We start from the raw sequence: 22,031 nt of genomic DNA, 5'->3' as shown, positions 1-22,031 counted from the left end.
GATGACGGTCAGGCTTCGATCTTGAAGCGCGACACGCCGGTGCGAAGCTGGTTGGCGACGAGCGTGAGATCGTCGATCGCCTGCGACGACTGGCGCAGCGATTCCGCGGTCTGCTGCGCCGCTTCGGACAGCTGCGAGAGCGCCTGCGTGATCTGCTCGGCGCCGCTCGCCTGCGTGTGCATCCCGTCGTTCACGCGAGCAAAGCGCGGCGCGAGCGCCTGCACTTCGTTGATGATCTGCGAGAGCTGGCCGCCCACCTCCTGCACGTCGCGCATGCCGCGGCGCACTTCCTCGGAGAACTTGTCCATGCCCATCACGCCGGCCGACACCGCCGACTGGATCTCCTTGACGGTCTGCTCGATGTCATAAGTGGCGACGGCCGTCTGGTCGGCGAGGCGGCGGATCTCGGTGGCGACCACGGCGAAGCCGCGGCCGTACTCGCCGGCTTTTTCGGCTTCGATCGCCGCGTTCAGCGAGAGCAGGTTGGTCTGGTCGGCGACCTTGGTGATGGTGGCGACGACCTGGTTGATGTTGACGGCTTTCTCGTTGAGGATCGCGAGCTTCGCGTTGACCGAGCCCGCGGCTTCCATCACGCCGCGCATCGTCTCTTCCATGCGCGCGACGCCGCTCTGGCTCGCGCCCGCGAGCGTCGCCGATTGCTCCGCGACCGCCGACACTTCGTTGATCGTGCGCAGCAGGTCGCGCGCGGTGGCTGAGATCTCGCGCGAGGTCGCGTTGATCTCGGTGGTGGTCGCGGCGGTTTCGCTCGCGGTGGCCTGCTGCTCCTTCGACGTGGCGGCGATCTCGCTGACCGAGGTCGTGACCTGCAGCGACGACTTCTGCGCCTGCGCAACGAGGCTCGTGAGCTCTTCGGCCATGCGGTTGAAGCCGTCCTCGAGCGTGCCGAACTCGTCGTTGCGGCGCAGGTTCAGGCGCTGCGTGAGATTGCCGGTGCGCATCACGTCGTGCACTTCGACGAGCCGCGCCATCGGCACGGTGATCGCGCGAAGGAGCGCATAGCCGGTGACGAGCGCGACGAGCAGCACGACGCCGAGCGCCGTGGCGAGCGTGTATTCGGTGCCGCTCACCGAGTCGCGGATCGCGTTGGCCGAGTCGTTGGCCTGACCGTGGTTTTCGGCGACGAGCTTGTCGGCTTGGGCAATCACCTTCTGCCATGCGGGGAATACGCGCGCGAACGAGGCGTGCGCGGCGGGCCGCGACGTCTGCGCCTCGTGAACGACGTCGCTGACCAAAGGCAGATATTGGTCGTAAGCGGACTTGAATTCGTTAAAGCGCGCTTTGTCGTCGTCGCGAAAGAGCGTGGTTTGATAGTCGCCGACGTTCTTGTCGAATTCGCGCAGCACGTTCGCCAAATGGTCGAAATCGCGCTTGGCGCCTTGGTCGTCGGTGTTGGCGAACACAGCGCGCTCGAGCGCTTCGTAGCTTTCGACCGAGGTGATGCGCAGCGCGGCGGCGTAGTAGAGGCCCGGCACCGAGTCTCGGTTCAGGCTGACCGCTTCGTCGTCGATCGCCCTGAGGCGCGTATAGGAAATCGCGGCCATCACTAGCATCAGCACGAACAGCGCGCCGAAGATGGCGACAATGCGGCGCCCGAGGGTGAACCTGGCGCCGGCCGATACGCCGGGCAAGGGGGCGCTGTTAGCGCGTGGCGACACGGTAGCCATCGTCAATGCCTCTTTCTGAAGTGAATAAGCGGGCGCCGGCGCCAGTCCGATAGGCGCATTCCCGGCCATGCACGCTGCTCGTCAAAGCTATACGACTTCGGGAAGAACCATTTCGCCGAAAAGTGCATGTAATGTCCGGCAGATCGGGGCTTCGGTCTTGGCGGCAGGCTCTCCGGTCAAGGGCTGCGCCGCGTGTCATGCCTGGAATGGTCTCGCTTCTCAGTGGTTTGCCGAATTTTCTATAGGTCTGGGCGCACGGGTCAATTGGTGGTTATTGCAATATTTGAAAGCAGCGTGAAAGCATTGGGCTCGTGCTTTTCAAGCCGCCGCTTCAAAAGCCGGGCCATTTATATCGGTCAATTTTAGACAAACTTTAGGCCTCGGAAAGTTTTTCTTTGGAATTCGTAAGCTATTGCCCAAAAAGACCCGCGGTAAGGAAAAACGTGGCCTTGCGTTAACGGAATTGTCATGCCGCAGCGCTAATTTCCCGGGCGGCTACGGTGGCTGCGACGCCGCTTGACGCGTCCGTGCCGACTTGCATTTGCCCCTTACGTCGCGTGACTTCCTGTCTTCGTTTGCAGTGGGATCTTCTATGGCCAGTATCGAACAGCTCTATAGCGCTCTGGCAACCGCCAGTTCCGATCAGCAAGACGCGGCGGCTCCCGGGCTCGTCGTGCACGCGGGGCAGATTGCCGCGGAAGCGGCCGCGATTCCGTCGACGATGACGAACGCGCAATTGCAGGAATACTTTCTCGAGACTCCCGACATCGAAGCGGTGGCCGTGGTGAAGGACGGTGCGCCGATCGCGCTCGTCAACCGCAACGTGTTCATGGAGCAGTACGGGCGGCCGTTTTCGCGCGAAGTGTTCGGCAAGCGCGCGTGCGTCTCGTTTGCGAACCAGGAGCCGCTCGTCGTCGACGTCAAGACGCCGATCGAGGTCGTCGTGCGCAATGCGGTCGAGCCGGAATCGCGCGTGATGAAGGACGGTTTCATCTGCACGCGCGACGGTCAATATACCGGCGTCGGCAGCGGCATGGCGCTCATCAAGGCGATGTCGGACATCGAAGCGGCGAAGACCCGGCAACTGCTTTCGAGCATCGAGTACGCCTCCGCGATCCAGCAATCGAACCTCGGCAACTCGGATCGCGAGCTCGCGGCCTGCCTGCCTTCCGCGCGCCTCGAATGGCTGCCGCGCGATGTCGTCGGCGGCGACTGCTATTTCTTTCGCGCCACGAAAAACGGCGTATTCGGCGCGATCATCGACTGCACGGGCCATGGCGTGCCGGGCGCGTTCATGACGCTCATCACGCTCTCGTACCTCGAGAACCATATCGCGACGGGCGGCGAAGAGCCGGACCCGGCCGTGGTGCTTTCGGGCCTGAGCCGCTACATCAAGAAGGTGCTCGGCCAAGAGGCGAGCGGCGCGAGCGTGCAGACGCCGCGCCGCGGCAAGTCCGACGACGGGCTCGATGCGTTCATGTTCGTGCTCACGGGCAAGGGCACGCAGATGCAATACGCGGCTGCGCGGCTCGAGCTTGCGCTCGTGGCGGATGCGCAAGCGGAAGTGGTCGTGCTCGAAGGGGACAAGATGGGCGTCGGCTACAGCGACACGCCCGACGATTTCGCGTTCACGAGCCGCTATCAGGCGCTGCAGCCCGGCTACCGCGCGCTGATCACCACCGACGGCATCATCGACCAGGTCGGCGGCCCGAAGAAGATCGCGCACGGCCGCAAGCGCCTCTACAAGCTGTTTGCCGAGCAGCGCGCGCAAAGCCCGCAGCAGTTCGGCGACACGCTGCTCGCGAGCTTTGCCGAGTGGCAGGGCAGCCAGCATCGCCGCGACGACGTCTGCTTCTTCACGTTCACGAACGAGGCATGACGATGGACTTCAGCGCATTCCAGGCATTTCACAGCGCAGCCGATAGCGCGGGCCTCGTCTACTACTACAGCGGCCACTTCGACGAAGAAGTGCGGCGTTCGCTGTCGACGAGCCTGAAGAGCCGGCTCGAGCAGGAGGACGTGGGCGGCCCGGCCAAGCGCAAGCTCTTTTCGACCTTCATGGAGATGGCGCAGAACGTGCTGCATTACGGCGGCTGCGTGGAGGCCGACGGAAACTCAGAGTCGCGCCCGGGCGCGATCGCCGTCGGCCGCGAGGGCGACAGTTACTGGATCATCTGCGGCAATCTCGTGCCGCACGAACAGGTGGCGCGCATCACGGCCAAGCTCGAGCAGCTCAAGCAGATGACGCTCGAGGAAATCAAGCAGGCCTATCGCGAGCAGCTCGCCAACGACGACCACGCCGTCAACGACACCATCAGCAAGGGCGCAGGCCTTGGGCTCTTGACCATCGCGCGCGACAGCGCGCATCCGATCGAATACGCATTCACGGGCGACGAAGAAGCGCCGGAGCGGTTCGCTCGCTTTCATATCAAGGCATTTGTCTAATTCCAGAGGCAGCACGATGACGCCGATCAAGTTACCCCGTACCGACTTCACTCCCGCGATCGAGTTTTCGCCCGCTGAAAAGCGGCTTTCGGTCGAAGGCGAGTGCCACCCTGAAAATCCGAACACGTTCTTTGGGCCGATTCTGCAGTTGATCGGCCAGTATCTGGAGACTGCGGCGCCTGATCACTTTGTGATGCGGGTGCGGCTTACCTATATCAACAGTGCGTCGACGAAGGCGATGCGGCAGCTCTTTACGCTTCTGCACGATGCGACCAAGCGCGGCTGCGCCGTCGATATCGACTGGGAATTCGATCCGGACGACGACGCGATTCAGGAGCTTGGGCAGGATCTGTTGTATGGGATTGGGGTGACGTCTGTTGTGTTTAATGAAGTGCTGATCGAGACGTAAGGCCTTCGGCGCGGTGGGGTGTTCGCGGGTTGGTTCGTTCGCTAAGGCTTTCTTGAAACTTCAATTCGCGACGGTCCACAAGCGTTGCCCCTCCCCGGGGCGTGGGTCACTTTTGTCTTGCCAAAAGTAACCAAAAGCGCGTCCTGGGCGGACGGCCTTGGCCCGTTAGCACGCAGTCCTGTTGGCGGTAGCGGTCTGAGGGCTACCGTTGTCGCCCGCCGTACGTCCCGTTAGCACGTGGCACGTGGTTGCTCTGCGACGATACAAATTGAAGGCGGTGGTTTGGCCGCGCCCCGTGTTGCCTACGATTGAGAGTGAGCTCGGGCGCATGACGCAGCATCGCAAAACAAGCCTCTTCAGGACTTTCCTGACCGCCCGCATTGATTTGATTCGAATCTGCGCAACCACGTGCCGCGTGCTAACGGGCGGTGCGGCGAGCGACAGCGGTAGCCCATCGACCACTACCGCAGACAGGACTGAGTGCTAACGGGCCAAGGCCGTCCGCCTAGGACACGCCTTTGGTTACTTTGGGCAAGACCAAAGTGACCCCCGCCCCGGGGAGGGGCAACGCATGCGGCCGGCCGCGAAATGAACTAGCCACTACCCTGAGCGAACTTACTCAACCCCCCCAAGCCCCGCTTAAGTTGAGCATCTGTTCCCGACGGACTAATATGCAGTGATCTGGATCGATAGAAAATCGAATCTCCAGAACGCGCATAGTAGAAACATAATCAATATCCGGGGGTACAAGAAATGAACTCGAATAGCGAGCAGCGCCCGCTGCTTCAATACGACGGCAAGATCGGCGAGATCTACGGCATTTTTCTAAAGAACCTGCTGCTTACGCTGATCACGTTCGGCATCTATCGCTTTTGGGCGATCAGCAGAATGCGCCGCTATGTCTGGTCGCGCATGCAATTTCAAGGCAATCGCTTTGAATACACCGGCAAAGGCGGGGAGCTATTCAAAGGGTATTTGCTGGCGATAGGCGCCTTCGTCGGCATTTTCGTAGTTGCAGTGGTGCTGAGCGCCATTCTCCAGCGAGTGACCGGAAGCCGCGCTCTCGGCGGGTTGCCGATTTTCGCGGCGTATCTGTTCCTGGTGGTCGTCGGGATGGGTGCGCATTTCAGCGCCCAGCGCTACCGCTTGAGCCGCACGCTCTGGTGCGGCATTCGCGGCGGCATGTCCGGCTCCGCGTTGCGCTATGGCGTGATGGCGCTGCTCTATGGTCTGCTGTGCGTCGTGACGCTGGGGCAAATGACGCCGTGGACGATGATGCGTCTCGCCGAGCGCCGAATCAACGCCAGCAGCTTCGGCAGCGAACGGTTTCATTTCGAGGGGCGTGCAGGCCAGCTCTATTTGGCTTTCGTCGGCACGTTCATCGCCGTCATCGTGCTGTTTGGCGTGCTCCTGGCGATCTTTATCAAGAGCCTGGGGGCGCTGTTCACGAGCGAGCTGGCGAATGGCGCAGGGCGGCACGCATTGTCCGGGCATGCAGTCGTCGCTCTCATCGCGTTCTACTTTCTCTTCCTGGTCGGCGCGCTCCTGATCCAGTGCTTCTATGCAGCGCTCGTCGCGCGGCACGTCACCGGCAATACGACGCTCGGCACGCAATTGCGTTTCGCGAGCCGCGTGACGGGCCCGCGCCTGCTGGGCCTCATGCTGGGCAATCTGGCGCTGGTCTTCTGCACGCTGGGCCTGGCGTACCCGATCGCCTTGCATCGCGCGCTGCGCTTCACCGCCGAGATGGTGCGCGTCGAAGGCAGCATCGATCCGCAGGCGCTCGCGCAAAGCAGCGAACGCATGCCGCGCACCGGCGAAGGCATGCTCAACCTGCTCGACCACGGCAGCATGCTCTGACCGTGGGCGCCGAGGCGCGTTACTACGACGGCGTCAGCGCTGCGGCTCGTCAGGCGGCGCTACGCTGGGTCGCCGAGTATCTGCTCGTTCTCGATGCGGCCGGCCGCGAATATACGCGCTGGCCACGCGATCGCCTGGCAGTGGGCGAAGCGGACCCTGACGGCGTCGTCGCGCTCTGGTGCAAGGGGCGGCTGGGCCGCGTAATGGTGCAGCAGGCGGCGCTGCCGCCGTCATGCGCGCCGCGCCGTGCGTCATACCGCTATGCGCGGTGGCCGCTTGCCGGCGTTCTGGCGCTCGCCGCGGCGTTTGCCGTTGTCGCCTGGGTGCCTCGCTATGGCGCGGCGCTCGTGCCGGCGGGCGTCGAAGCGCGGTTCGGCGAGACCGCCGAATCGGCGCTGCTGATGCACCGGCATGTGTGCATCGACGCCGCCGGACAGCAGGCGCTCGAGCAGCTGGAAGCGCGTCTCAGGCATGCCGCGGGTTTGACGCGGCCGGTTCATATCGTCGTCGTCGACGATCCGTCGATCAACGCGCTGGCGTTGCCCGGCTCGCGGATGATCGTCATGCGCGGCATGATCGAGCACGCGGGCGGCCCCGATGCCCTGGCCGGCGTGATGGCGCACGAGACCGCGCATATCGCCAGCCGCGATCCGCTCGAGGGCCTCATCCGCAGCGCCGGCATCAGCGCGATTGCAGCGGGGCTCGGCATCGATTTCGGCTTGGGCAACGTTTCGCCGCTGGCGGGGCAACTGGTGCGTCTTTCGTACAGCCGCGACATGGAGCGCGCCGCCGACGCCAACGGCGTCGCCTATCTGCGTGCAAGCGGCCTGCGCAGCGACGGCTTGGCGGCGTTCTTTGCCTCTGCCGCCAAGCGCGAGGGGGCGGGCGGCGATGGCGTGCCCGCCTTCCTGTCCGATCACCCGGACGCGTCCGAGCGGCAGGCGCAGAACCGGGGTTCGCCGCTTGGCGAGACCGCGCTCAACGAAACGCAATGGCAGGCGGTGCGTGGTTTCTGCAGGCATTGACGGTCCTGCGCCTTCCCTTTCGACCTTGATTAACTACCTAGCGGTAGATAAACTCAAGCGCATGGAAACCTCAACCGTCCGCGAACAGCTGCTCGAACAGGCCTTGACCCTGATGATGACCCACGGGTACAACGCCTTCAGCTACCGCGACCTGTCCGCGCTCGTCGGCGTGAAAACGTCGAGCATCCATTACTATTTCCCCAAGAAAGAAGACTTGGCGCTCGAAGCGGTAAACGTCTATAGCACCGAGGTCATGGCGTCGATCCGCGGCATCGACGAAGCGCTTCCGGCCGACAAGAAGCTCGATCGCTACGCAAAGCTCTTCGGCCGCGTGATGGGCGACGGCAATCAAGTCTGTCTGTGCGGCATGCTGGCCGCCGATATCGCATCGCTGCCGGAAGACGTGCGCCATGCCGTGCAGGCCTTCTACAAGACCAACGAGGCGTGGCTCACGAAGGTGCTCGAAGGCGGCCAGGCCGAGGGCACGCTGCGCTTCAACGGCAAGGCCGAAAGCGTCGCGCGTACGCTGTTCGCGTCGTTCCAGGGCAGCGTGATGGCGAGCCGCCTGTTCCACTCGAAAGCGCGCCTCGAAGAAGTCGTGGGCACCGTCAAGGCGGCGTAAAAGCCGCTGCCTCACAGCCATTCCGCTGACGTTTTCCTTTCGTTCGACAATCCTCGACGCCAGTTTCTGCTATCGCGGGCATAGAAAATGCCAATTGGGAACCGGCGTGCTACCTCCTAGATTTAACAGTACGGTGCCCCTGTTGCAGGCGCCGCGGCGTGCATCATCCCCACAGGCAAGCCAGGTCCGACAAGGCGCCCCCACTGCGCCGGATCAACAGGAGGTCCAGATGACACAACTCAAGGGTACGAAGACGGAGCAGAACCTGAAGGACGCATTCGCAGGCGAATCGATGGCGAACCGGCGGTACTTGTACTTCGCCGCCAAGGCGGACGTCGAGGGACAGAACGATATCTCGGCGCTATTCCGTTCGACGGCTGAAGGCGAGACGGGCCATGCGCATGGTCATCTGGAATATCTGGAGGCGGTGGGCGACCCGGCAACGGGCCTGCCGTTCGGTTCGTCCCGGCTGAACCTGCAATCGGCCGTGGCCGGCGAAACGCACGAATACACGGATATGTATCCGGGCATGGCGCGCACGGCCCGCGAAGAAGGTTTCGAGGAAATCGCCAACTGGTTCGAAACCTTGGCGAAAGCCGAACGCAGTCACGCCAATCGCTATACGAAGGCGCTCGAAGCGCTCGTCGATTGACGCAGGCGCAAGCGTGCCGGCGCGCGCCGGCATGCGCGGCATCGTTTCAATGAGCGCGCGGCGCCCACCGGCGCCCCGCGCGTTTCAAGCCCGCTTCCGCATTTCGCTCAGCAGCGCATCGCTCGTCGCCGCTCAAGGCCGATACCGTCAAGGAGCGTGATGTCATGCCACATAAAGAAGGCAGTCTCGAGGCGCCCACTCGTCACCCGCTGGATTGGCGCTCGGAAGAGTTCTACGATCAGGCATCGCTCGACAAAGAGCTCGCGCGCGTGTTCGACATCTGCGCGGGCTGCCGTCGTTGCGTCTCGCTGTGCGGCGCGTTTCCCACGCTGTTCGATCTCGTCGACGAAACCGATTCCGGCGAGGCGCACGACGTCGCCACGAGCGAGTACCCGAAGGTGGTCGACCAGTGCTACCTGTGCGACCTCTGCTACATGACGAAATGCCCCTATGTGCCGCCGCATCCGTGGAATGTCGACTTTCCGCATCTGATGCTGCGCGGGAAGGCGGCCCGCTATAAGCGCGGCGAGGCGAGCCTGCGCGACAAGTTCTTGTCGAACACCGATGTGCTCGGCCACCTCGCGGGCATTCCGGTCGTCACGCAAACGGTCAACGCGGTGAACCACACGAAGCTTGCGCGCGGTGCAATGGAGTCGGCGCTCGGCGTGGACAAGAACGCGTGGCTGCCGGATTTCGCGCCGCGCAAGTTCAGGAGCGCGGCGCAGAAGTCGCCCGGGCATGCCGTGCGCGACGGCGAGCGCACACCCGGCAAGGTCGCGATCTACGCGACCTGCTACGTGAATTTCAACGAGCCAGGCATCGGCCACGATCTGCTCGCGGTGCTCGCGCACAACGAGATTCCGTATGTGCTCGTGTCGAGCGAGGCGTGCTGCGGAATGCCGCTGCTCGAGCAAGGCAACCTGGACGGCGTGGCGGCAAAAAAAGAAAAGAATATGCCGGTGCTCGCCAAATACGCGCGCGAAGGCTATGCGCTGATGTCGGCGATTCCGAGCTGCGTGCTGATGTACAAGCACGAGTTGCCGCTGATGTTTCCCGATGACGCAGAAGCCAAGCTGGTGAGCGAGGCGTTCTGGGATCCGTTCGAATATTTCATATCACGTCATCGTGACGGTTTGTTGAAAACCGACTTCAAGAACGCGCTTGGCAAGATTTCCTATCACGTGCCGTGTCACGGGCGGGTGCAGAACATGGGGCGCAAGACGTCGGAGACACTTTCACTCGTGCCGGGCACCGAACTGAACGTGGTCGAGCGCTGCTCGGGGCATGCGGGCACTTTCGGCGTGAAGAAGGAGTTCCACGGCATGGCAATGAAGATCGGCACGCCGGTGTTCAAGGCGATGGCCAACGCGGCGCCGGACTATATCGCGTCCGATTGTCAATTGGCAGGACACCACATCGAGCAGGGCATCGAGGAAAACGGCTTGAAAGAAGCGCCGCTTGCGCATCCGCTGACGCTGCTGCGCAAGGCCTACGGCGTGTGACTCACTTCTCATGCGAGGATCGCGCAATGACTATTTCGAGGAATTCGCTGCTGACGCTCGAGGCTTATTCGAAGGCGCGCGTCGAGATGCGCGCACGAGTGATCGAACACAAGAAAACCCGCGCCGTTCATCTCGGCAATCACCTGACCTTCCTGTTCGAGGACGAGACGACGATTCGCTACCAGATTCAGGAGATGCTCCACATCGAGAAGATCTTCGATGAAGAGGGCATCCTCGGCGAGCTGAACACCTATCTGCCGCTCGTGCCGGACGGCAGCAATCTGAAGGCGACGATGCAGCTCGAATATGAAAACGTGGTCGAGCGCCGCGCCGCGCTCGGGCGCCTGATCGGCATCGAGGACCGCGTGTTCATCCAGGTCGACGGCGAGGAGCCTGTCTATGCGATCGCCGACGAAGATCTCGATCGCGAGACCGACGAGAAGACCTCGGCCGTGCATTTCGTGCGCTTCGAATTGACGCCGCAAATGAAGTCGAAGTTGAAGCAGGGGGGAGGGCTTTCGATGGGATGCGACCATCCAAACTACCCGGTGCCCGTCGCGCCGGTCGAGTCTGAGGTGCTGGCGTCGCTCGTCAAGGATTTGAGCTGACCCATTCGGGTTGACCTATTCGGAGCATCCCATTCAGGCATCCTGTGCAATCGGCAACATTTGCACTCGAATTTTCTCGATCCGGTAAATAACGGATTATCAAACGGCAATTCGCCATTCCTATTGGCATTGCGAAAACTTACCTAACCTTTTGCGATGAATTAGGCATTCTTTGCGCCGCATGCAACCTTCAATCGCCCGCTAAGCCGCGCCCGCATGAGGTCTCAAGCGATATGCGTTGCGGCTGCTTTCCTGCCAGCCCCATATCGTTCAAATAAAAAAATCAATTCATTACTCTGTAACGAATTGCGGCGAACTTGTTTCTGTACGTAACATAAAGCCATAGGGATATTCAGACAAACCCTAGCGATGGTATGCTTCGTGCACAATTTTCCCATGCACGAGTGAGACCGCGTTTCGTGCGTCAGTCGGGGGAAATTCTGCACTACCTACGTGCGAAATTGACCGGCGCGCCCTACGTTCAAGCAAATTGTGCAACCTCATGGCGATCGCGCATGACCTGCCGATCCTTGCCAATAGTCGCAGCCCGGCCAGGCTGCGTGGAGAAAAGCATGTTCTTCGATGAGTTGAACAACGATGAGTGGGGCCGACTATCGCCCCTCGTGGCCGACGAGCCGATACGCCTGAACCGTCGCGGCAGGCCGCGTGCCGAAACACGCGTGGTCGTGAACGCCGTGCTGTGGATTCTCACGACCGGCAACCCTTGGTCGAAGCTGCCCGGGCGCTATCCGTCCGGACCCACATGCCGGCGCCGTTTCGAAGAGTGGCTGGTCGACGGCACGCTGATCGAAATGGTTCGCGTGTTGTCGGAATCCGGCCGCACGTTCGTTTATATTCCCGAGCCGCCCGCGCCGGCCGCTGCGCCGCGCCCCGAGCCGACGGCCGACATGGACCGCCTGCGCGGCGCGTTCTGGAAGAACCCCGAGTCGTGGCATACAGCGTCCGTTCACGCAAACGTTTGCGTGCCGGGCGGCTCGATCGAGGCGATGACGCGACAGCTGTCGGGCAGCGAGACGAAAGAGGCGGCGCGCGAAGCCGACACCTTGCAAGGCCTGCATGCGCGTGCCGAGGCTTGGACTGTGGCCCAACATGCGGCGCCGGCGTCTCCAGCGGCCGCATCGCCGGCTGCCGGCGGCAGCACGGCGTCCGCTGCCGCGCGGCGCGACCTGCCGGGCGGCACGTCGTGGCAGAACTTCGCCTCGCCGGATGCGCAAGTCGACCACTACAAGGGCTACACGATCTACGCATCGGCACAGCCTGTCGCAAAGCTCATGTATCGCGCGTGGACCGAAATCGTGAAGGACGGCAAGCGCATCGAGCGCTCCGGCCTCATCGGACCTCGCTTCGTCGATTCCGCGGAGGCGCAGCACTACGCGCTCGATTGGGGCCGCGATTGGGTTGAAGGCCAAAGCCGCAGCGAGGCTGTCGATCGCGTCGAGCCCGCGGCGGCCGCCGACGAAAGCGCCGCGCATGCCGCTGCCGCTTTCCCCGCATTGCCCGCGCCTGGCTCGGCGACAACCCAGCCTGCGAGCAAGTCCGGCAACGTCAAGCGCATCACTCCCGAGCGGCGTCGCGCATTGGACAGCCGCTCGGAATCCAAGTCATCCGAACTGCTTTACCAGGCCGGATGACCGGGAGCGCGCTTTTCTTTGCGCTCTCACTCGCGCCCGTACTTGTCGTCGAAGCGCACGATATCGTCCTCACCGAGATACGCGCCGGACTGCACCTCGATGATTTCGAGCGGCATCTTCCCGGGGTTTTCGAGCCGGTGCGTGATGCCTAGCGGAATGTAGGTCGATTCGTTCTCGGACAGGATGAACGTTTCGTCGCCGCGCGTGACGAGCGCGGTGCCGCGCACGACAATCCAGTGTTCCGCGCGATGGTGATGCATCTGCAGCGACAGCCGTGCACCGGGCTTCACGACGATGCGCTTCACTTGAAAGCGCTCGCCGTTGTCGACGGAATCGTAGTGGCCCCACGGGCGATGCACCTTGCGGTGGTTCGCCGCTTCGGGGCCGCTTTCGGCCTTCAGCCGGCCGACGACTTTCTTGACGTCCTGAACGTGCGATTTATCCGCGACGAGAATCGCATCCGCTGTCTCGACGACGACGAGGTCCTGCGTGCCGACGCACGCGATCAGGCGGCCTTCGGAGTGCGCAAGCGTCGATTGCGCGCCCTCGAACATGATGCGTCCGCGTCCGACATTGCCGTTGCCGTCCTTGGGCAGGATCTTCCAGATCGCGTCCCACGAGCCGACGTCGGACCATCCGGCGTTGAGCGGCACGACCACGCCGTTGCAGGAGGACTGATCGTTGCTGAGCGGCTCCATCACCGCGTAGTCGATCGAGTTCGACGGCGAGCTTGCGAACGCGCCGCGATCGAGGCGGAAAAAGTCGCCATCGGTTTTGCCGCCTGCAAGAGCGCGCGTGCAGGCTTCGAGAATCGCGGGCTGGAAATGCCGGATCGCGTTGAGCCAGGTCGACGCGCGGACGATGAATATGCCGCTGTTCCACCAATATTCACCGGACGCGACGTATTGCTGCGCGAGCTCCACATGCGGCTTCTCGACGAAGCGCTCCAGCCTGCGCGCGGCAATGCCGCCGGTTTCGCCGATCGGCTGGCCGAGCCGGATGTAGCCGTAGCCGGTCTCCGCGCGATCGGGCACGATGCCCATCGTCGCGATCATGCCTTCCGATGCATAGTGCACGCCTGCTGCTACCGCGGTCTGAAAGCCGCTGAGATCGGCGACGGCGTGGTCGGCCGGCATGACGACCATCAGTGCGTCGCCGCTTTCGGCGGCGATGTCGAGCGCTGCGATCGTCAGCGCAGGCGCGGTGTCGCGCCCGAGCGGCTCGAGCAGGATGCGCGACGCGTGACCGCTCGCGCGCAACTGCTCGACGGTGGTGAAGCGGTGTTCCTCGCCGCAGACCACGGTCACCCGCTCGGCGAGCTCGAAGCCGCTCGTCAGGCCGTCGAGGCGATGCGTGGTCGATTGCAGCAGCGATTCTTCGCCGAGCAGGCCGATGAGCTGCTTCGGATAGTGCTCGCGCGACATGGGCCACAGGCGCGTGCCGGAGCCGCCGGCCAGAATCACGGGATGCACGGCGAGCCGCACGCCGGTCGTGCGCGGACGTTCGTGTTGGGTGGCGAGCTCGGTGTCGGCCACAGCAGCCGGAGCAATCATGGTCGTACTCCTCAGGGGCGTGAAAAGGAACGCCTCAAGTTTTAGCACGACGTAAATTCACAATATTCACAATAAAAAGTTCGTGTTTCGTCAATTGTGCCGATTCAAATAAAAAATTGAAAAACAATTGAGAAAACCGGATTGCGCATGACGAAGGGGCGATCGGCATGCTGCACGCGCGCAGTCGAGCAGCTATGCAAAACAGCATCTGTCACCCGTCGATTTGCCCGCCAACAGCGGCTCTTCCCGGTCATTTCGGAAAAACATCCCGAACGAAATCCAAAAAAATTCGGCAAATCTTGCTGAATAATTTTCGAAATATTGCTGCGCTTGCAGCATGTTTTTTAATACCGCTTCATTGACCCCAAGCAAGGGTTTCCGCGAATTGCGGCAAGCGCCGGGCGAAATCCTCGCGACCTTGAATCCACGCGCAGAACGTGACTGACGAACTGGGGTGTATCGGATGCTGAGCGTTCTATCGAGAATCATCGACATCGCAATGGCCGCTCTGGGCGCGCTCATTGCGGCGGGGCTGCACGAAGGCCGTTTCGTGTGGCTCAACGACATGCAGACCTTCGCCGTCGCGTTCAACGGCGTGCTGGCCATCGTGTTCTTTCCGGCGCTCGGCATCTATCAGTCGTGGCGCGGCAAGCCTGTGCGCGAACTCCTGTGGCGCGTGGCGATCGGTTGGCTGATCGTCGAGGGCACGGGCATCCTGATGAGCTTCAGCCTGCATCGCGCGGACGAGCTGTCGCGTTTGTGGCTCGCGTATTGGGCGGTGGCGACGATTGCGTTGCTGATTGCAACGAAGACGCTGGTCTACGCGATCCTCAGGCAATTGCGCCGCGAGGGCTTCAATTTCAAGACGGTTGCCATCGTGGGCGGCCGCCAGTACGGGCGGTTTCTCGTCGAGCAGATGCGCAGGCGTCCCGATGCGGGATTCCGCCCGGTGTGCGTCTTCAACGAAGAGACCGATGAGGACGCGGGCCATGACGGCGAGCCGGCCGGCACGGTGGCCGGCGTGCCGTTCGAGCAGGACTTCGCGAAGCTGACGGCGCTCGTGAAGCGCCGCGCGATTCGCGAGCTGTGGCTCGCGCTGCCGATTTCGCAGGAGCGCACGATCCACAAGCTCGTGACGGAATTCCAGCACGACTTCGTGAATATCCGCTTCATTCCGGACGTGCGCAGCCTGTCGCTGTTCAATCACGTGGTGGTCGATCTGCTCGGCGTGCCGGCGATCAACCTCGCCGCTTCGCCGATCACCGATATGCGCATCCTGCCGAAGTTCGTGTTCGACCGGCTATTTGCCTTGGGCGCGCTGCTTGCGCTTTCTCCGCTGATGGTGGTGATCGCGTTGATGGTCAAGCTCTCGTCGCCGGGGCCGGTGTTTTTCCGGCAGAAGCGCAAGGGCCTCGACGGCAACGAGTTCGAGATCTACAAGTTCCGCTCGATGAAGGTGCACGCCGAGAAGACCGGCACCGTGACGCAGGCGACGAAGAACGACTCGCGCGTCACGCCTGTAGGGCGCTTCTTGCGCCGCACGAGCCTCGACGAGCTGCCGCAGTTCATCAACGTGCTCAAAGGCGAGATGTCGGTGGTGGGGCCGCGCCCGCACGCGCTCCAGCACGACGATATCTACAAGGACCTCGTGCGCGGCTACATGCACCGCTACCGGATCAAGCCGGGCATCACGGGCTGGGCGCAGATCAACGGCTACCGCGGCGAAACCGACCGCATCGAAAAGATGATGGGGCGGGTGAAGCTCGATTTGTACTACATGCAGCACTGGACTTTCTGGCTCGACATCAAGATCGTCGCCCTGACGCTGTGGAAGGGCTTTGCCGGCAGCAACGCGTATTGACGACGGCACGTTTTTGCCGGTCTCACGACAAACAGTTCCCTGTTTCTAGGAGTAACGGATGAATCTGACCATCATTGGCAGCGGTTACGTGGGTCTCGTGACGGGCGCATGCCTTGCCGACATCGGCAACGACGTGTTCTGCCTCGACGTCGATCAAAAGAAGATCGACGTGTTGAACAGCGGCGGCATGCCGATCCACGAGCCGGGCTTGCGCGAAGTCATTGCGCGCAACCTGGCGGCGGGGCGCCTGAAGTTTTCGACCGACGTGCGCGCCGCGGTGGCGCACGGCGACGTGCAGTTCATCGCCGTCGGCACGCCGCCCGACGAAGACGGCTCGGCCGACCTGCAATACGTGCTGGCGGCCGCGCGCAACATCGGCCGCTACATGACCGGCTTCAAGGTGATCGTCGACAAGTCGACGGTGCCCGTGGGCACGGCGCTGCGCGTGCGCGAAACCGTGGCGGCCGAGCTTGCGGCGCGCGGCATCGAGCCGATGTTCTCGGTGGTGTCGAATCCGGAGTTTCTGAAGGAAGGCGCGGCTGTCGAGGACTTCACGCGGCCCGACCGCATCGTGCTCGGCTGCGATGACGACGTGCCGGGCGAGAAGGCGCGCGAGCTGATGCGGCGTCTGTATGCGCCGTTCAACCGCAACCACGAACGCACGCTCTGGATGGATGTGCGCTCGGCCGAGTTCACGAAATACGCGGCTAACGCAATGCTCGCGACGCGCATTTCGTTCATGAACGAGCTGGCGAATTTCGCGGACCGCATCGGTGCGGATATCGAAGCCGTGCGGCGCGGAATTGGTTCGGACCCGCGGATCGGCTATCACTTCCTGTATGCGGGCTGCGGGTATGGCGGCTCGTGCTTCCCGAAGGACGTCGAGGCGCTGATCCGCACGGCGGCGGAAAACGCGCAGGAGCTGAAGATCCTGAAAGCGGTGTCGGCGGTCAACGATGCGCAGAAGAAAGTGCTGGCGCACAAGATCGTCGAGCGGCTCGGCGAGGATTTGTCGGATCGCACGTTTGCGGTTTGGGGGCTTGCGTTCAAGCCGAATACCGATGACATGCGCGAAGCGCCCAGCCGGACCTTGATTGCCGCGCTGCTTGCGCGCGGGGCGCGGGTGGTGGCGTATGACCCCGTCGCCATTCGCGATGCCAAGCGGGCAATCGACCAGGATTTGGAGGACCAGCCCGAATGGCTCGAAAGGCTGAGTTTTGCCAACGAGCAGATGGAGGCCGTCAGGCACGCGGACGCGCTGGTGATTCTCACGGAGTGGAAGGCATTCAAGAGCCCGGACTTCGATAGCCTGAAAAAAGCGCTCAAAGCGCCGCTGATTTTCGACGGACGCAATTTGTACGAGCCCGAGACGATGCGGGAGATCGGCGTCGAGTATCACGCCATCGGGCGGGGCGGTGTTTTTGCCGGTGCTTTTGCGGTGAATGGCGCTTTGGCTGCGCGTTGAGGCTTTTGTTGTTGTTGTTGTTGTTGTTGTTGGGTTCTGGGGGCGGTTCGCTGAGGTTCGCGGCGCAAGGTTCATTTCGCGGCCGGCCGCATGCGTTGCCCCTCCCCGGGGCGTGGGTCACTTTTGTCTTGCCAAAAGTAACCAAAAGCGCGTCCTGGGCGGACGGCCTTGGCCCGTTAGCACGCAGTCCTGTTGGCGGTAGCGGTCTGAGGGCTACCGTTGTCGCCCGCCGTACGTCCCGTTAGCACGCGGCACGGGGTTGCGCTGCGACGAATCAAATTGAGGGTGTCAGTTCATTGGTGCCCCAGCGTCGCCTGGTTAGAAATGGTGTGCCGGCCAAAGCAAGCACAGCGACTGCAACAAGGAGTCTTGTAGTGAGGAGTGAAATGGCAATGATGAGCGCAAGTACCGAAGTAGAGGCTGGGCCGAAGAGGGCGGCCGGACCATTTGCGTTTGCATGTGCGCAATGCGCAGTGTCCACGAGCATGTCACTTCAGGCCTTTCCTGACTACCAACGCTGGGCAGTTTCCTCGGCCGCGTCTGAAAGTGTCCACGTGCTAACGGGCCGTGCGGCGAGCAATGACGCTTGCCCCCGACCGCTAACGCCAACAGGACTGCGTGCTAACGGGCCAAGGCTGTCCGCCCAGGACGCGCTTTTGGTTACTTTTGGCAAGACAAAAGTGACCCCCGCCCCGGGGAGGGGCAACGCTTGTGGACCGGCGCGAAATGAATTTGTGCCACAAGCCCAGGCGAAAGATAAAGCGCAAACCCGCGAGACACCGAGCGAGGCCTACCGCTATGTTTAAAAACATCCTGGTGGTCTGCCACGCAAACATATGCAGAAGTCCTGCAGCGGAGCTGCTATTCAGAGCCCGCCGCCCGCACGGGCAAATCCGATTCCACTCAGCGGGACTAAAGGCCTGCGACGGCGCGTCGATCGACTCCACGATGCAGCGTTTGCTGGCGCACCAAGGCATCGACAGCTCCGATCACCGCTCGCGGCGCCTAAGCCCGCAACTCATCCGCGATGCGGACTTGATTCTGGTCAGCGAGCGCAAGCAGATCACCGCGGTGGAATCGCTGGCGCCGACCTCTCGCGGCAAGGTCCATCTGCTCGGCAAGTGGGAGGACTCGGATGTCGCGGACCCATACGGCGACAGCGAGGACATCTACCGCAAAAGCTTCGCCCTCATCGAACATCTCGTCACCGGATGGCTGAACAAAATATGCTGAAACGTTGCGCTGCGATTTCAATCTTGCTGACGGCTTTTGTGTCAGGCTGCGCCACTGCGCCCGGCAACTACCTGGATACGTCGCGCCTCAAGGAGGACAACAGCCAGGCGCCCACCGACACCTACAACGTCCGCTTGATCACGCCCTCGCTCCTTAGAGAGGAAGCCAACGCGCAAGCCACCCCGGCCGTGCTGCCGGAATCGCGCTTCAGCGATGCGTCGAAGTACGTCTATCGCGTTGCGCCGCAAGACATCCTCGGCATCACGATCTGGGATCACCCCGAGCTCACCACGCCGCAAGGCACGTCGCTCTCGACCGGCGGCAACACCACGCAGACGATCGCCGGCGCGCTCGCGCAGCCGTACACGACGGCGCTGCCGGGTCAGGCCGACCCATACGGCCAGACCGTCGCCGGCGACGGCACGATCTTCTTTCCGTTCGTCGGCCGCTTCAAGGTAGGCGGCAAGACCACTCAGGAAGTGCGCGACCAGCTCGCCGCCGCGCTTGGCCCCTATATCAAGAACCCGCAGCTCGACGTGCGCGTGCTCGCCTATCGCGGCCAGAAGGTGCAGGTGACCGGCGACGTGAAGACACCCGGCCCGCTCGCCGTCACCGACGTGCCGCTTACGCTCGTCGATGCGATCACGCGTTCGGGCGGCACGAACTCGGATGCCGACCTGCAGCGCGTGCGCCTCACGCGCAACAACCACTTCTATCAGATCGATGTCAACGGCGTGCTCGACCGCGGCGACATCGCGAACAACGTGATGCTGCAGGACGGCGACATCATCAACATCCCCGATCGCTCGGATAGCCGCGTGTTCGTGATGGGCGAAGTGAAGACGCCGATGCCGGTGCAGATGATCCGCGGGCGCCTGACGATCGCCGATTCGCTGACGAACGCCGGCGGCGTGCTCGACACCGACGCGAACGTGCGCCAGATCTACGTGATTCGCGGCCTGCACGGCAAGCCGGGCGCGCCCGACATCTACCGGCTCGACATGACGCAGCCCGACTCGCTGCTCCTGTCCGCGCAATTCCAGCTGCAGCCGATGGATGTGGTCTACGTCGGCACCGCGAGCTCGGTGCAGTTCAACCGTGTCCTCCAGCAGGTGCTGCCCGCCATCGAGACGGCGTTCTACCTGAAGCAACTGACGAAATAAGGCCCAGGCCGCCTCTGGCTTCCAGGGGTGGCCGCGACCGGAACCGGGAACGAAGCATGAGCACAAGTTTCAACACGCATGGCGCGCCGATGGCGGCGATCAAGACCGAGGAAGAGGATCTCGTCCTAGGCCAGCTGCTGCAGGTGATTCTCGACGACATCTGGTGGCTGATCGGCATCGCGCTCACGATCGTCGCGATGGCCGCGCTCTATTGCTACCTCGCCAAGCCGATCTATTCGGCGGATGCGCACGTGCGCGTGGAGACGGGCGACAACAACTCGCAGGCGCTCACGCAGACGCAGACGGGCGCGGTCATCAACAGCGGCACGCAGACGATGCCCACCGACGCCGAAATCGAAATCATCAAGAGCCGCGGCGTCGTGGCTCCAGTGGTCGAGCAGTGCAAGCTGAATTTCTCGGTGGCGCCGAAGACGATTCCGCTGCTCGGCAGCATCGCGGCGCGTCTCGCGCAGCCCGGCAAGCCTGCGCAACCGTGGCTTGGCCTGAAGTCGTTCGCGTGGGGCGGTGAAATCGCCGACGTCGATTCGATCGAAGTGACGCCCGCGCTCGAAAACGAGAAGCTGACGATGACGGCGCTCGGCGATGGCCAGTACACACTGCAGGACGCCGACGGCGCGCTGCTGCTGCGCGGCCGTGCAGGGGAGCAGGAGAAGGGCGGCGGCGTGACGATCACGGTCAACCAGCTCGTCGCGCGCCCCGGCACGCAGTTCAAGGTGACGCGCCTGAACGACCTCGACGCGATCACCGGGTTTCAATCGGCGATCACGGTGACCGAGCAGGGCAAGCAGACCGGCGTGATCCAGATCTCGCTCGAAGACAAGGACCCGGCGCGCGCTGCCGAGATCGCCAACGCGCTCGCACAGTCGTACCTGCGCCAGCACATCGCGAGCAAGCAGGAAGAGGCGAGCAAGATGCTGACCTTCCTCGAGAGCGAAGCGCCGCGCCTGAAGTCCGATCTCGAGCGCGCCGAGGCCGCGCTCACGCAATATCAGCAGCAGTCCGGCTCGATCAACGCGAGCGACGAGGCGAAGGTCTATCTCGAAGGCAGCATCCAGTACGAGCAGCAGATCGCGGCGCTGCGCCTGCAGATCGCGTCGATGCAGGAGCGCTACGGCAACGAGAACCCGGTCATGCAGACCGCCAAGCAGCAGCTCACGCAGCTCCAGGCCGAGCAGCAGAAGTTCTCCGACCGCTTCCGCGACCTGCCCGCATCGGAAGTGAAGGCCGTCGCGCTGCAGCGCGATGCCAAGGTGGCCGAGGACATCTACGTGCTGCTCCTGAACCGCGTGCAGGAGCTCTCGGTGCAGAAGGCGGGCACGGGCGGCAACGTTCACCTCGTCGACGCCGCGCTGCGTCCCGGCGAGCCGGTGAAGCCCAAGAAGGTGCTGATCCTGTCGGCGGCGGTGATCCTCGGGCTGATCGTCGGTACGGGCATCGTGTTCCTGCGCCGCAATATGTTCGCGGGCATCGACGATCCCGAGCGCGTCGAGCGCAACTTCGGCCTGCCGATCTTTGGCCTCGTGCCGCTCAGCCACGAGCTCGTCAAGCTCGATGTCGCCAACGAGCGCGCCAGTCGCCGCGACCGGCCGATCCTCGCGCAGCTGCGGCCGAGGGACGTCTGCGTCGAGAGCCTGCGCAGCCTGCGCACGTCGATGCAGTTCACGCTGATGGATGCGAAGAACCGCGTCACGGTGCTGACCGGACCTTCGCCCGGCATCGGCAAGAGCTTCCTGGCGGTCAATCTCGCGGTGCTGCTCGCCAACTCGGGCAAGCGCGTGCTGCTGATCGACGGCGACATGCGGCGCGGCTCGCTCGAACGCTATGTGGGCGGCGAGCGCGACAACGGTCTCTCGGAACTGTTGAGCGGGCAGATTTCGCTCGAAGAGGCGATTCGCCCCACCATGGTGAAGGGGCTCGAGTTCGTGGCGAGCGGCGTGCGTCCGCCGAATCCTTCGGAGCTGCTGATGTCGCCGCGCCTGCAGACGTACCTCGACGGCCTGAGCAAGCGCTACGACGTGATCTTCATCGATACGCCGCCGGTGCTCGCCGTCACCGACGCCACGATCTTCGGCGAACTGGCCGGCGCGACCTTCCTCGTGCTGCGCTCGGGCATGCACAACGAAGTGGAGATCACCGATTCGCTCAAGCGCCTGCGGGCGGCCGGCATCCAGGTGCAGGGCGGGATCTTCAACGCGATGCCGCAGATTGCGCGCGGCTATGGGCGCGCGGGCTATGCCGCCGTGCAGGAATACCTGAGTGTGTGAGGTTCAATGCA

At 63.1% G+C, this 22,031-nt stretch carries 18 protein-coding genes; 15 read left to right on the top strand and 3 right to left on the bottom strand.

Translation table 11 applies throughout. From position 1 onward, the window contains the following. Positions 1 to 8: 8 nt before the first annotated feature. Positions 9 to 1,685, bottom strand: a complete 1,677-nt coding sequence (locus FAZ69_RS21400) for a methyl-accepting chemotaxis protein (protein ID WP_136897100.1) — start codon at positions 1,683 to 1,685, stop codon at positions 9 to 11. A gap of 592 nt (positions 1,686 to 2,277) precedes the next feature. Here FAZ69_RS21400 and FAZ69_RS21395 point away from each other — a divergent pair. The 10 genes from FAZ69_RS21395 to FAZ69_RS21350 all read left to right on the top strand — a co-directional run bounded on the left by FAZ69_RS21395 (position 2,278) and on the right by FAZ69_RS21350 (position 12,460). Then, complete coding sequence (locus FAZ69_RS21395; protein ID WP_136897099.1) at positions 2,278 to 3,564, top strand: SpoIIE family protein phosphatase; 1,287 nt, start codon at positions 2,278 to 2,280, stop codon at positions 3,562 to 3,564. Next, entirely contained in the window at positions 3,561 to 4,130 is a 570-nt protein-coding gene (locus tag FAZ69_RS21390; protein ID WP_240702390.1) for a SiaB family protein kinase, read from the top strand. Before FAZ69_RS21395 ends, FAZ69_RS21390 begins: the two co-directional genes overlap by 4 nt. 16 nt (positions 4,131 to 4,146) lie before the next feature. Beyond that, positions 4,147 to 4,539, top strand: coding sequence for a DUF1987 domain-containing protein (locus FAZ69_RS21385; RefSeq protein WP_136897098.1), 393 nt, complete (start codon positions 4,147 to 4,149; stop codon positions 4,537 to 4,539). A 753-nt stretch (positions 4,540 to 5,292) separates the two neighbouring features. After that, positions 5,293 to 6,399, top strand: coding sequence for a YjgN family protein (locus tag FAZ69_RS21380; RefSeq protein ID WP_136897097.1), 1,107 nt, complete (start codon positions 5,293 to 5,295; stop codon positions 6,397 to 6,399). A gap of 2 nt (positions 6,400 to 6,401) precedes the next feature. Further along, positions 6,402 to 7,424: a M48 family metallopeptidase gene (locus FAZ69_RS21375; protein WP_136897096.1), complete on the top strand. Its 1,023-nt coding sequence runs from the start codon at positions 6,402 to 6,404 to the stop codon at positions 7,422 to 7,424. Positions 7,425 to 7,485: 61 nt separating this feature from the next. After that, on the top strand, positions 7,486 to 8,046 hold the full coding sequence (locus tag FAZ69_RS21370) for a TetR/AcrR family transcriptional regulator (protein WP_136897095.1): 561 nt from the start codon (positions 7,486 to 7,488) through the stop codon (positions 8,044 to 8,046). 229 nt (positions 8,047 to 8,275) lie between these two features. Further along, positions 8,276 to 8,698 carry a rubrerythrin family protein gene (locus FAZ69_RS21365; protein ID WP_136897094.1) on the top strand — a complete coding sequence of 141 codons (423 nt, stop codon included), beginning with the start codon at positions 8,276 to 8,278 and terminating at the stop codon, positions 8,696 to 8,698. Between the two features lie 164 nt (positions 8,699 to 8,862). Continuing rightward, on the top strand, positions 8,863 to 10,200 hold the full coding sequence (locus tag FAZ69_RS21360) for a (Fe-S)-binding protein (RefSeq protein ID WP_136897093.1): 1,338 nt from the start codon (positions 8,863 to 8,865) through the stop codon (positions 10,198 to 10,200). A 26-nt stretch (positions 10,201 to 10,226) separates the two neighbouring features. Then, entirely contained in the window at positions 10,227 to 10,808 is a 582-nt protein-coding gene (locus FAZ69_RS21355) for a DUF3501 family protein (RefSeq protein ID WP_136897092.1), read from the top strand. A gap of 572 nt (positions 10,809 to 11,380) precedes the next feature. Further along, positions 11,381 to 12,460 carry a DUF6566 family protein gene (locus FAZ69_RS21350; protein WP_169708721.1) on the top strand — a complete coding sequence of 360 codons (1,080 nt, stop codon included), beginning with the start codon at positions 11,381 to 11,383 and terminating at the stop codon, positions 12,458 to 12,460. 26 nt (positions 12,461 to 12,486) lie between these two features. Here FAZ69_RS21350 and FAZ69_RS21345 read toward each other — a convergent pair whose 3' ends face one another. Both FAZ69_RS21345 and FAZ69_RS33350 read right to left on the bottom strand, forming a co-directional pair. After that, entirely contained in the window at positions 12,487 to 14,013 is a 1,527-nt protein-coding gene (locus FAZ69_RS21345; RefSeq protein WP_136897090.1) for a mannose-1-phosphate guanylyltransferase/mannose-6-phosphate isomerase, read from the bottom strand. Positions 14,014 to 14,205: 192 nt separating this feature from the next. Beyond that, entirely contained in the window at positions 14,206 to 14,508 is a 303-nt protein-coding gene (locus tag FAZ69_RS33350) for a hypothetical protein (RefSeq protein WP_169708718.1), read from the bottom strand. On the opposite strand from FAZ69_RS33350, the gene FAZ69_RS21340 reads away from it, so the two are divergent. From FAZ69_RS21340 to FAZ69_RS21320, 5 genes are all read left to right on the top strand, one after another. Next, entirely contained in the window at positions 14,477 to 15,874 is a 1,398-nt protein-coding gene (locus FAZ69_RS21340) for an undecaprenyl-phosphate glucose phosphotransferase (RefSeq protein ID WP_136897089.1), read from the top strand. The two genes, FAZ69_RS33350 and FAZ69_RS21340, sit on opposite strands and share 32 nt — an antisense overlap. A gap of 58 nt (positions 15,875 to 15,932) precedes the next feature. Beyond that, a complete protein-coding gene (locus FAZ69_RS21335; protein WP_136897088.1) occupies positions 15,933 to 17,339 on the top strand; it encodes a UDP-glucose dehydrogenase family protein in 1,407 nt (468 codons plus the stop codon). A 798-nt stretch (positions 17,340 to 18,137) separates the two neighbouring features. Then, entirely contained in the window at positions 18,138 to 18,572 is a 435-nt protein-coding gene (locus FAZ69_RS21330; protein ID WP_136897087.1) for a low molecular weight protein-tyrosine-phosphatase, read from the top strand. Continuing rightward, complete coding sequence (locus FAZ69_RS21325; RefSeq protein ID WP_136897086.1) at positions 18,566 to 19,735, top strand: polysaccharide biosynthesis/export family protein; 1,170 nt, start codon at positions 18,566 to 18,568, stop codon at positions 19,733 to 19,735. The genes FAZ69_RS21330 and FAZ69_RS21325 overlap by 7 nt, the downstream gene beginning before the upstream one ends. A 56-nt stretch (positions 19,736 to 19,791) precedes the next feature. Next, the gene (locus tag FAZ69_RS21320; protein ID WP_439654785.1) at positions 19,792 to 22,020 is read left to right on the top strand and encodes a polysaccharide biosynthesis tyrosine autokinase; all 2,229 of its coding nucleotides are present in this window, start codon (positions 19,792 to 19,794) and stop codon (positions 22,018 to 22,020) included. Positions 22,021 to 22,031 lie beyond the last annotated feature (11 nt).

The sequence above is a fragment of the Trinickia terrae genome (genome assembly GCF_005144415.1).
GTDB classification, from domain to species: Bacteria; Pseudomonadota; Gammaproteobacteria; order Burkholderiales; family Burkholderiaceae; genus Trinickia_A; species Trinickia_A terrae.
This window is presented reverse-complemented; position numbering and strand designations above follow the sequence as displayed.